The organism is Mycobacterium bourgelatii (assembly GCF_010723575.1).
GTDB lineage: Bacteria > Actinomycetota > Actinomycetes > Mycobacteriales > Mycobacteriaceae > Mycobacterium > Mycobacterium bourgelatii.
This window is the reverse complement of the sequence record NZ_BLKZ01000001.1, coordinates 4,359,802-4,371,447: the sequence shown is the minus strand read 5'-3', so window position 1 is coordinate 4,371,447 and position 11,646 is coordinate 4,359,802. Positions and strand designations below refer to the sequence as shown.

Below are 11,646 nucleotides of genomic sequence, written 5' to 3'. Positions count from 1 at the left end.
CGTCGGTCACTGCCAGAAAGAACCAGACAGTCCGGCCCGCCAGGCACGTCCTGATCGGTCATGGCGTGGTGCCCTGTAACACCAGTCCCGCGAGCCGGTGACCGATGTTTCCAAGACCGGAGACCAGGCTGCCGTCGGTCAATGGGAGCAGGCCCACGTTGCTGAGACCCGAAACACCGCTGCCGAGGTTGAAGAGCCCCGAAATGGCCGAACCAAAGTTGTTGTAGCCCGAGGCGAAGGAGAGTCCCGCCGGGTTCATGTTGAACAGGCCCGAGATCCCGGACCCGTTGTTGCCGAATCCCGAGTTGCCGCCGGCGCCGGTATTGAAGAAGCCCGACGATGGGGCATCGCTCGTGCTGAAGAAGCCCGGCGGCGGTGGGACGACGAACTTCGCGCCGGTGCTGGCGATGGTGAGGCTGGGAATGGTGAGCCCAGGGGTGCTGAAGCCGCCGATACTGATGGACGGGATGGTAAACGGCTGGGTGTCCGTCGCAGGAATGTTGATTTGCGGCAACGTGAAGCCGTCGACACTGATGGACGGGATGGTGAATGGTCTGATGTCAATGCTGGGGATGAGCATACCGGGCGTACTGAAGGTGCCAATTTCGATGTTCTCGATGTTCAACTCTGGGGTAGTAATGGGCGGCGTGTTGATTTGCGGCAACGTGAAGCCACTGATTTCGATGCCGGGGATGGTAAACGGCTCGGTTGTCTGGATTTGCGGCAGCCCGAATTGTGACAATGTGATGCTGGGGAAGGTAAAGCCGAAGAAGCGGCCATTAAGTTGGCCCGCGAAGTGGCCTGTATTTCCGATGAGGAATTGCCCCATAGAAAAAGGCAGGATATTGACGTTCGCGCCAGCCATAGTAGCAATCGTGACTGGTCCTCCGCCAAGAGCGTCGCCTTGGAAGAAAATTGTCGACGTGGTCATCGCGGGAAAATCGAACTGGGGTATGGTAATCGAGGGCGTTGAAAATTGGCTGATGACTATGCCGGGCGTACTGAGCACGGGTACCGTTATTTCGGGCAGGCTGAACCCACCCACCGTGATAGCGGGCAACGTCATTGGCGGAACAGTTATCGACGGGATCGTTATGTCCGGGAGCTCAAAATCGACTACCGTTATAGGCCGTACCAAAATTGATGGGGTGCTCGAGAAAGGTACATTTATCTCCGGCAGGCTGAACGCGCCCACCGTGATGTCGGGCGACACCATCTCCGGAATAGATATCGACGGTATCGTGATTTCGGGCGTGTCAAAGGCGGGGATATTGAGCGCGGGTATGCCTATGGCGGGTGTGGTAATACCCGGTGAAGTGATACCCATCGTGAGGCCGCCCTGGCCATCGCCCGTCCACAGGAAGCCATTGTTCATGTTGCCCAGGTTGAAGGCGCCGGTGTTAATGCTGCCCGAGTTGAAAAAGCCGGTGTTCGTGTCGCCAACGTTGTAGCTACCCGTGTTGGACGACCCGGGGTTGCCGCCCCCCGTGTTCGCGCTTCCGGTGTTCGCGCTTCCGGTGTTGGCGTCGCCCACGTTGATGCTGCCGGAATTGAATGAACCGGTGTTGAAGAATCCCGTGTTGGCCAGCCCCGCGTTTCCCAGACCCGTGTTGTAGTCGCCCGAGTTTCCGATGCCAAAGTTTCCATTGCCGGAATTGAAGAAGCCGATATTTCCGTTGCCCGAGTTGAACAATCCAATATTGTTGGCGCCGGCGTTCAGGCCGCCGATGCCGATCTGATTATTTCCGGTGAGCCCGATCCCGATGTTATTATTCCCGATGTTGGCAAAGCCGATGTTTCCGGTGCCGATATTCGCAAAGCCCTTATTTCCGTTGCCCGCGTTGCCGAAGCCGATGTTGGCGTCACCGACGTTACCTGGGCCGATGTTGTAGCTACCCGAGTTTCCGAACCCAAGAAAATTGAAACTGCCAAGGTTTCCGGGCTCTTCGCAGATGAGGGTGTAGGGGTTGTCGGCGCGTCGTTGCCGGGATAGGGGTCGAGGTCTCTCGAAGATGGAGGTTCTCACGCCACCCATCCGAAAGACCTCGACGTGCCCAACGCTACCGGTGGGGCGGGCTTCGCCTGCGCTGACCTCACGACTTTCTGCCGCCTCGATGAGCTCGGGTTGGAGGTGACCGGCCAGCACCTCGCTGATGATCGCGCGGTGCTGGCGTGCAGGCTCGTCGAAGAGGATCGGTGGTGCCGGCGCTGCGGCGAGGAAGGCAGTCCGCGTGACAGCATCACCCGTCGGCTTGCCCACGAGCCGTTCGGGTGGCGGCCGACCACGCTGCTGGTGACGGTCCGCCGCTACCGGTGCGCCGGATGCGCTCATGTGTGGCGCCAAGACACCAGCAAGGCCGCCGAACCACGCGCCAAGCTGTCCCGGCGAGCGCTGCGGTGGGCACTGGAAGCCCTTGTCTGCCAGCACCTGACGGTGGCCCGGCTCGCCGAAGCCCTGGCGGTGTCGTGGAACACCGCCAACAACGCCGTGCTCGCCGAAGGCCAGCGGGTGCTGATCGCCGACCCGACCCGCTTCGACGGCGTGGCGGTGATCGGCGTCGATGAGCATGTCTGGCGCCACACCCGCCGCGGCGACAAGTACGTCACCGTCATCATCGACCTCACCCCAGTACGGGATGGGACTGGTCCGGCCCGGCTGCTCGATATGATCGAGGGGCGCTCCAAGAAGTCGTTCGCCGACTGGCTGGCCCAGCGGCCACAGGACTGGCGTGATGGCGTGGACGTCGTTGCCATGGATGGCTTCTCCGGGTTCAAGACCGCCACCGCTGAAGAGCTACCTGAGGCAGCCACGGTGATGGATCCCTTCCATGTGGTGCGCCTGGCCGGTAACGCCCTCGACGAATGCCGGCGTCGCGTGCAGTTGGACACCTGTGGGCACCGCGGCCGCAAGACCGACCCGCTGTATGCCTGCCGACGCACCCTGCACACCGGTGCCGATCTGCTCACCGACCGCCAGAAAGCCCGACTGGCGGCGTTGTTCGCCGTCGACACCCACGCCGAGGTCGAAGCCACCTGGCAGATGTATCAGCGCACCGTAGCCGCCTACCGAGAGCCCGATCGTAAGAAAGGCCGCACCATGATGGCAGCGCTGATCACCACGCTGAGCACCGGCGTTCCCAGGCCTCTGCAGGAACTGATCACCCTCGGGCGCACCCTGACCAAGCGCGCCGCCGACGTGCTGGCCTACTTCGACCGGCCCGGCACCAGCAACGGCCCAACCGAAGCCATCAACGGTCGCCTCGAACACCTGCGCGGCTCCGCCCTGGGCTTTCGCAACCTGTCCCACTACATCGCCCGATCCCTGCTCGAGACCGGCGGATTCAGACCCCAGCTCCTTGGACCTCGGCAGTGAAGAGTCCTCAACGCGTATTCAACACGGCCAGAGCGTCATTGGTCTCGGCCACCGAGAAACGATCGGGGTGCCAGTCTCGGGGCAGCCAGTCCCGCATCTCCTGCGCACCCAGCCCCATCGGCGTTGCCCGCGGGTCGTACCCGCCACGAACCCACGCAGCCAATTCCTCATAGCCGCCCAGCCCACCACAATCCTCCGGCGGGCAGGCCATCCTGCCCGTCAGGCACACAGGAGCCGAAGGTGGATCATCGAGAACGTCTTCGACCACCAGCACGTGCTCCCATCCATCGCCGAAGTCGTAGTCATAGAACAACCGCTCACCCTTATCGGAGACCACCTGATCGAGCCGCACGCTGTCCTCGACGACACCGTCGTCGCCTTCGCTGAGATCAAACCCAGTGACGAAGTAGGCACGCCTACGCCGGTCCCCCCCGACACCGAACTTATGCAGATGACCGTCCTGCCAACCCATCGCCGCCTGCAGCACGACATGCAGCTCATCGAGCATGAGATCGCCCGGCAGGACCAGACGACGCCAAATCGGCGGCTTGGCGTACATCAGGTCCACCCGGACCCGGAAACCCCGCACACGCTCCGGCACAGCCCGCACCTCGGGCGTTGGCTCATCGAACACTCCCGCGAACACATCCCGGCCAGCACCGGCAATCAGCTTCTGCAGCATCGACAGGTCCACAATGCCCCCCGGCACCCCGCTCTTCCTCTTAAGCTTCCGCTTCTTCTCCGGCACGCCCCCAGTCAACCAGACACCCCAATCACCGGCCGAAAACAGTTGACCGTCCTACACCCTCAACTGCGAAGAGCCGGTTTCCGCTGCCGAAGTTGAGCAAGCCGACGTTTCCGTTCCCGACGTTGCCCACGCCGACGTTGGCGACGCCAAGTTGAATGGCGAGCATCCGGGCGGGGGCCGCTGCCGATGCTGCCGCTGCCGCGGGCGCGGCTGCGATCTGAGTCCGCAAGCCGGCCAGGCCTTGCAGTGGCTGAACGAACGGCTCCAACGCCGAGACCACGGCCGAAGCCCCGGCGTGGTAGCCAACCATCGCCGCCACATCCTGAGCCCACATCTGTTCATAGGCAGCTTCGGTCGCCGCGATCAGCGGGGCGTTCTGGCCGAAGAAGTTCGACAACACCAGCGAGACAAATTGGTTTCGGTTTGCCGCGACCATCTTCGGATGTATCGCTGCCGCCCGCACGGCCTCAAACGCGTTCACCGCGGTCCGCGCCTGCGCTGCCGCCCGCTCCGAATTGCTCGCCGCCGCCTTTAGCCTCGATTTTGCATCGAATTGATGATTGAGCCGTTCTGGCGCTGAATGGTGTTGTTGGGTAGGCATTTTCGGTGTGGTGGCGTGGAGAGTTGTCCCGTGTCGCCGGGCGGGGCGGGCTTTCCTGGGGCCGGTGGTCTTTCGTGGTCGGTTGGGTGGTGGTCGCCGGGGTGTTATCCGAAGGCGGTGCGGATGTGTTGCCAGGCGGTCGCGATGGCTGCGGCCCATCGCCAGGTGGCATCGAGGCGTAGCCGTTGTTGGCGTGCGCCGTGGGTGATGCGGGCGGCGATGTGCAGGATCCGGTAGCGGAATGTGGTGATCTCGATGCGGGCCAGGCCGGGGTGGTCGTGAAAGCCGATCAGCCGGGCCCAGGTGACCAGATCGGTGGCGGCCAGGATGATTTCCAGCCAGGCGGCGTTGGACCAAAACGAGTGGCACGGAAAGTTGCGCAGCCCGGTGGCCTTTAGTTCGCGGATGCGGTCCTCGATGCGGGCGTGCTGGCGGTGCCGCAACTCCAATCCGGCGACTTGACCAGGGATGACCCCGGGTGCGGTGTCGGTGATGAACGCGGTCACGCGCATGCCGTCGGCGTCGGTGAACCGCAGCTGGGCCCCGGGGTGGGGGCGTTCTTTGCGCAGGATCAGCCGGGTTCCGGCCGGCCATGAGGACAGGTTGACCAGACCGGTGGCCTCGGCGACCCAGGCGCCCTCGCGGATACCGCCGTCGGTGTCGATGGCCGGGTCCCAGACATCGGCGAGGGTCAGGGTGTCCACGGCGTCTTGGACCCGCCAATCGACGGGGTAGCCGAAGGAGAACCCCACCCCCAGCCTGCGGCACGCCTGGGCGAAGCGGTGGGTGGACCCGGCGGTGTCGCAGCGCACCAGCAGCTTCGGGTTGTCGGGATCCTCGGGATGGGCGGGTCGGGCTGGTATCGCCGCGGCAGGGCGGCCAGCGCCTGCTCGAGGACGATGACGTGATCGGAGGCGGTGTTGGAGCCGGCGTTACCGTTGCGCAGCAGCCCGGCCAGGGCCTCCCCGCCGGCGATGTCCGGGCGGTCCAGAAACGCCAGCAGCGGGTGATGACCATAGGTTTTCTTCCAGGTCGCCGCAGCGCCGGTCTTGTTGTCGGAGTGATCGATCACCAGGGTGGCGTCGATGTCGATGTGCAGCCACCCCTGGGTGGGGGCGGCTCCGGCCGCCCAGGCCGCCGCCCGCGCCCGAGCCCGCGCTGTGCGCACCCCCGGCAGGTGTGCGGCATCGATGCGCTGATCGATCAACCGCCACATAGTGGTCGTCGACGCCTTCGCGCCGAACACATGCTCACGATCGCCGCACAGTTGACCAACTGCGTCGATGCAGTCCGCGCCGTCGGCGACCGCGGCCGCCAGATCGGCGAACACGTCCCCGGGCGCATACACCCACGGGCCCCGGTACGTGTCGGCCAACGCGGCGGTGACCTGCGCCGACAACCCCGTGCGGTCCGCGAGCTCGCGCAGCATGCCCATCCCGGCGTGCGACACGACACCATGCCCGTCAGCAGACACTTTCACCCGCGATGCTAGCGCGATATTCTTCACTCGCGAAGTGCCTTCCCTTGGGACCGATTGAACCGTAGACAAGTCCAATTATCCCTTGCAGGACAGGCACTTTCGCTTATCTACACCCCGTTTCTCGAGGCATTTCACGAAAAATCTGGGTTAGCCACGCCGCGTGCGGCGCCGCCGCGGCTGCCATCGCTGCAGCCGCCGGCCCTCGCCACGACTGTTCGGCCAGTCCCAAGGTAACTGCCCCGAAAGAGCTTGCGGCTGCAGCCAGTTCCGCCGCCAAGCCGTCCCAGGCCGCCGCCGCTGCCAACATTGGGCCCGGCCCGGCGCCGGAGAAGATCCTGAGCGAGTTGATCTCCGGCGGTAAGGCCGAAAAGTTCATTGTCACAACCCTTCTGAACTGCTCCGCCACGCAGCCAAGACTCGCCTCGGGTGCCTTCAGTGCGCCGTAGCGCACCGGTCCTGCCGGCGAGCATCAGTTTTTCGAGACCGCGGCCCAGGACCGACGTGCGGTGAACAACCAGCGGCAAGGTCCGGCGAGTACGCCACGAGGTAACAAGCCGCGCTGCCAGCCACCTCAACCTCCCGCCGACCTCGACCCGCGTTTACTAAGTGAACACTTGGGAAGACTAAGTGAACACTTTGGAACTGTCAATGCCGCAGCAGTCCGGCTGGGTCTACGTGGACGACGCGACGCATTAGAGGCTGGTGTGCAGACGCGGGCATCGTGGCGGCGGCGATGTCCGGTCGGTCACCGGATCGAACGCCAAACCGGTTGCAGCATTGAAAGTTTCGTGCGTAACGCACGCCGCGACCGTGACGGCTTCATCAACGTAAGTGCGGAGAACGGGTTCTCCAAGCTTTCCATCAGAATTTCGCAAGCCGCGCCCGCAAACCTGTTGTTACCTCGCAGAACAGGAGAACACCATGTGGGCACTGACAACATCCAATGGCTTACGAGTCGACAACATCAATGAGCAAGACGGCCAGTCGGCGGTCCAGATGCTCGGCTATTCGCGGCGCATCGGCCCCTACTCGTGGCAGGTCGTCGACAACCAGGGCCGTAGCTTCGTCGCCGAGCTGAGAAGGTCGCGCCTCGCCGCTTGATCCCTTTGGCATGTTCCTTCCGACATCTTGACTAGACATACTGTCTACACATATGGTCAAGCTGAGACTGGCATCACAGCCTGGCCAGTCAGAGGGAGGGATGAGGACCGATGACTGCGATGCAGGCGGACGGCCGTGCCTATGACGTAATCGATCTGTCGTCGCGCAAGTTTTGGGCCACCACAGCGGCGGAGCGGGAACGCTCGTTCGCAGTGTTGCGGTCCGAACGCCCGGTGAGCTGGCACCCTCCGGTCGAGGATGCGCTGATGCACGATCCCAACGACCCTGGCTACTGGGCCGTCACCCGGCGCGCCGACATCGTCACCGTCAGCCGCAACAACGAGGTGTTCCTGTCCGGCAAGGGGGTGCTGTTCGAGACCGTCCCCGAGGAGTTGCTCGAGGCGTCGCAGTCCTTCCTGGCCATGGACCCGCCCCGGCACACCAAGCTGCGCAAGCTGGTCAGCGCCGCGTTCACCCCGCGCCAGGTCCGTCGCATCGAGGAGTCGATAAAGGCCAACGCCAAGGCCATCGTCGAGGAGTTCAAGGCGGCCGGTTCCGGCGCCGATTTCGTCGAATACTGCGCCAAGGAACTGCCCATCCGCACCTTGTCCGACATGGTGGGCATCCCGGAGGCCGAACGCCACAAGGTCGCCCACGCCGCCGATGCGTTGGTGTCCTGGGCGGACCCGGTGTATCTCGACGGACGCGAACCGCTGCAGGTGCTGTTCGAGAACCAGATCTATCTGCATCAGGTCGCCCTGCAACTGGCCGCCGAGCGCCGCGAGAATCCCGGCGAAGACCTGTTCAGTGGCCTGGTCAACGCCGAAGTGGACGGCGAGCGACTGTCGGATGCCGATGTGGCGGCATTCTTCGTGCTGCTCGCCGTGGCCGGCAACGACACCACCCGCCAGACCGCCAGTCACGCGATAAAAGCCCTCACCGACTTCCCCGACCAGCGGGCCTGGCTGGCAGCGGCTTTCGAGGATCGGATCGGGACGGCGGTAGAGGAGTTCATCCGGTGGGCCACCCCGGTCATGACCTTCCGGCGCACGGCCGCAACGGATTTCGAGCTAGGCGGCCAGACCATCCGAGCGGGGGAGAAGGTGGTGATGTTCTATGCGTCCGCTAACTGGGACACCGAGGCATTCGACCATCCCGAGCGTTTCGACCTGAGCCGCAACCCCAACCCGCATGTGGGCTTCGGTGGCGGTGGAGTGCACTTCTGCCTAGGTGCTCATGTCGCGCGAGCGCAACTTCGCGCACTGTTCGGCGAGTTACTCCAACAGGTACCCGATGTTCAGGCGGGCGAGCCGGAATACCTGGCGGGCAACTTCATTCACGGCGTCCGCCGCCTGCCCTGCACGTTCTAACGCGTTAGCGTCTGAGAGCCGACCGCGCTAACTCGCCGGCGAGCAGCGTGAGCAGTTCCGAACAGCCACCGTCGACTTTCACGTTGGCCAACGCATCGCCCCGGGTGGGGCCGCGGTTGACGATCGCGACGGGGATGCCGAGTGAGACGGCGTGACGGACGAACCGGTAACCGGAGAACACGGTCAGCGACGAGCCCGCGACCAACAGCGCTTCAGCCTGATCGACGAGCTCATACGCCTGCGCCACAACGCGTTTCGGGACATTCTCGCCAAAGTAGACAATGTCGGGCTTGAGCATGCCGCCGCACGAGGGGCAGTCGACGTAGCGGAACGACGCGGTGTCGGCAACCGCCGCGTCGGCGTCCGGCGCCACCGCTATCCCGCCCACGTCCTCGGCCCGCTCGATGAACCCCGGGTTCAGCGCTTCGAGCTGCTCGGCCAGGGCGGCGCGGCTCGTCGTGTAACCACAACCCAGGCAGGCCACCCGCGCGTAGGTGCCGTGCAGGTTGACCACATTTCGGCTGCCCGCCTTCGTGTGCAGCAGGTCGACGTTCTGGGTGATCACACCGGTCACCACGCCGCACCGTTCCAGTTCCGCCAGCGCCCGGTGCCCGGCGTTGGGCTGCGTCTCGTCCATGTGCCGCCAGCCCACGTGGTTGCGAGCCCAGTAGCGCTGCCGAAATGCCGGGTCCGAGGTGAACTGGCGGATAGTCATAGGGTTGCTCGGCGGTGAATCGGGGCCGCGGTAGTCGGGTATGCCCGAGTCGGTGGACAGCCCGGCACCCGTCAGCACCGCGACCTTGCGGCCGGCCAGGAGCGCGACGAGCTCGGGAGATTCCACAACGCCGAGCGTAGTTGCCCGCGGCGGGCTGATTGCGGTTCCGAAGGTGTGGGTAATTCGGCGACAGGACCCCGCCACGCAAGAATGAGAGGCGATGAACTTCTACTCCGCATACCAGCACGGGTTCGTGCGCGTCGCCGCGTGCACGCAACACACCACCATCGGCGACCCGGCCGCCAATGCCGAGTCAGTACTGGGATTGGCGCGCGAGTGTCACAAGGAGGGCGTCGCGCTGGCGGTTTTCCCCGAGCTGACCCTGACCGGTTATTCCATAGAGGACATCCTGCTGCAGGACACCCTGCTCGAAGCCGTCGAGCGGGCGCTGCTCGACATCGTCGAGGCCTCCGCGGACCTGTTGCCCGTCCTGGTGGTGGGCGCGCCGTTGCGCCGCCTGCACCGCATCTACAACACCGCGGTAGTCATCCATCGCGGTGCGGTGCTCGGGGTGGTGCCCAAGTCGTACCTGCCCACGTATCGGGAGTTCTACGAAAGCCGCCAGATCGCACCCGGTGACGATGAGCGGGGCACGATCCGACTCGGCGGCACGGAAGTCCCGTTCGGTCCCGACCTGTTGTTCGCCGCGTCCGACCTGCCTGGCTTTGTGCTGCACGTCGAGATCTGCGAGGACATGTTCGTCCCGGTCCCGCCCAGCGCGGAGGCGGCGCTGGCGGGTGCGACGGTGCTGGCCAATCTGTCCGGGAGTCCGATCACCATTGGGCGGTCCGAGGATCGCTCCCTACTGGCGCGCTCGGCGTCGGCGAGATGTCTGGCCGCCTACGTCTATGCCGCCGCCGGCGAAGGCGAATCCACCACCGATCTGGCGTGGGACGGCCAGACCATGATCTGGGAAAACGGCACCCAGCTCGCGGGTTCCGAGCGCTTTCCCAAGGGCGAGCGCCGGTCCGTCGCCGACGTCGACCTCCAGTTGCTTCGCTCGGAGCGCCTGCGGATGGGGACCTTCGACGACAACAGGCGCCACCACCGCGGCACGACGGATTCGTTCCGCCGCCTTGAGTTTCGGCTCGACCCCCCGACCGGCGATATCGGCCTACTGCGCCACATCGAACGGTTCCCGTTCGTCCCGGCCAATCGCGAACGGCTGGAACAGGATTGCTACGAGGCCTACAACATCCAGGTGGCGGGGCTGGAGCAACGGTTGCGCGCATTGAACTATCCGAAGGTGGTCATCGGCGTGTCCGGTGGGCTGGACTCGACACACGCACTGATCGTCGCGGCCAAGGCCATGGACCGCGAAGGTCGGCCGCGCAGCGACATCCTCGGATTCACACTGCCCGGATTCGCCACCGGCGAGCACACCAAAGGCAACGCCACGAGGCTGGCGCGCGCCCTGGGCATCACGTTCGGAGAGATCGACATCCGCGAGACCGCAAAGCGGATGTTCGAGGAGATGGGGCATCCGTTCGCGCGCGGCGAGAAGGTGTATGACATCACCTTCGAAAACGTGCAGGCCGGTCTGCGCACCGACTACCTCTTCCGGTTGGCCAACCAGCGCGGCGGGATCGTGCTGGGGACGGGTGATCTGTCCGAGCTGGCGCTGGGTTGGTCGACATACGGTGTCGGCGACCAGATGTCGCACTACAACGTCAACGGCGGTGTGCCGAAGACACTTATCCAGCATCTGATCCGCTGGGTCATCTCGTCGAATCAGTTCGAAGACGAGGTGTCCGAAGTGCTGCAGTCGGTCGTCGACACCAAGATCACTCCCGAATTGGTTCCGTCGGGGGAGGAGGAAGACCTGCAGGACAGTGAGGCGAAGGTCGGGCCCTATGCGCTGCAGGACTTTTCCTTGTTCCAGGTGCTGCGCTACGGATTCCAGCCGTCGAAGATCGCCTTCCTCGCCTGGCACGCGTGGAGCGATCCCGAGCGAGGCGATTGGCCGCCCGGTTTTCCCGAGGGCAACCGTCCGGCCTACGACCTGGCGGCCATCAAGCATTGGCTGGGTGTGTTCGCGCAGCGGTTTTACTCGTTCAGTCAATTCAAACGATCGGCGCTGCCCAACGGTCCCAAGGTTTCTCACGGTGGGTCGCTGTCGCCGCGCGGGGACTGGCGCGCCCCGTCGGACATGTCGGCGCGTATCTGGCTCGACGAGATCGAACGCGAAATCCCTTGAG

The 11,646-nt window shown here is 64.5% G+C and carries 7 protein-coding genes and 3 pseudogenes; 4 read left to right on the top strand and 6 right to left on the bottom strand.

Annotated features, from left to right (window positions below; genetic code table 11):
* Positions 1-58: 58 nt before the first annotated feature.
* Positions 59-1,939, bottom strand: a pseudogene (locus G6N68_RS18760) (PPE family protein); the annotation flags it as partial.
* Positions 1,940-2,050: 111 nt separating this feature from the next.
* On the opposite strand from G6N68_RS18760, the gene G6N68_RS18755 reads away from it, so the two are divergent.
* On the top strand, positions 2,051-3,373 hold the full coding sequence (locus tag G6N68_RS18755) for an ISL3 family transposase (RefSeq protein WP_163715423.1): 1,323 nt from the start codon (positions 2,051-2,053) through the stop codon (positions 3,371-3,373).
* 7 nt (positions 3,374-3,380) lie between these two features.
* Here the strand turns inward: G6N68_RS18755 and G6N68_RS18750 are convergent, their stop codons facing one another.
* From G6N68_RS18750 to G6N68_RS18735, 4 genes and pseudogenes are all read right to left on the bottom strand, one after another.
* Positions 3,381-4,082 carry a plasmid pRiA4b ORF-3 family protein gene (locus tag G6N68_RS18750; RefSeq protein WP_003891399.1) on the bottom strand — a complete coding sequence of 234 codons (702 nt, stop codon included), beginning with the start codon at positions 4,080-4,082 and terminating at the stop codon, positions 3,381-3,383.
* 64 nt (positions 4,083-4,146) lie between these two features.
* Positions 4,147-4,722 (bottom strand): PPE family protein, encoded by a 576-nt coding sequence (locus G6N68_RS30945; protein ID WP_263992011.1) that lies wholly within the window; start codon positions 4,720-4,722, stop codon positions 4,147-4,149.
* Between the two features lie 104 nt (positions 4,723-4,826).
* A pseudogene (locus G6N68_RS18740) lies at positions 4,827-6,229 on the bottom strand (IS1380 family transposase).
* Positions 6,230-6,350: 121 nt separating this feature from the next.
* Positions 6,351-6,578: pseudogene (locus G6N68_RS18735) on the bottom strand (PPE domain-containing protein); the annotation flags it as partial.
* Positions 6,579-7,123: 545 nt separating this feature from the next.
* Here G6N68_RS18735 and G6N68_RS18730 point away from each other — a divergent pair.
* Positions 7,124-7,303, top strand: a complete 180-nt coding sequence (locus G6N68_RS18730; RefSeq protein ID WP_163715414.1) for a hypothetical protein — start codon at positions 7,124-7,126, stop codon at positions 7,301-7,303.
* A gap of 110 nt (positions 7,304-7,413) precedes the next feature.
* Entirely contained in the window at positions 7,414-8,673 is a 1,260-nt protein-coding gene (locus G6N68_RS18725) for a cytochrome P450 (RefSeq protein WP_163715411.1), read from the top strand.
* Positions 8,674-8,677: 4 nt separating this feature from the next.
* Here the strand turns inward: G6N68_RS18725 and G6N68_RS18720 are convergent, their stop codons facing one another.
* Entirely contained in the window at positions 8,678-9,514 is an 837-nt protein-coding gene (locus G6N68_RS18720) for a Sir2 family NAD-dependent protein deacetylase (protein WP_163715409.1), read from the bottom strand.
* 94 nt (positions 9,515-9,608) lie between these two features.
* Here G6N68_RS18720 and G6N68_RS18715 point away from each other — a divergent pair, with 94 nt between their 5' ends.
* Positions 9,609-11,645, top strand: coding sequence for an NAD(+) synthase (locus tag G6N68_RS18715; RefSeq protein ID WP_163715404.1), 2,037 nt, complete (start codon positions 9,609-9,611; stop codon positions 11,643-11,645).
* Position 11,646 lies beyond the last annotated feature (1 nt).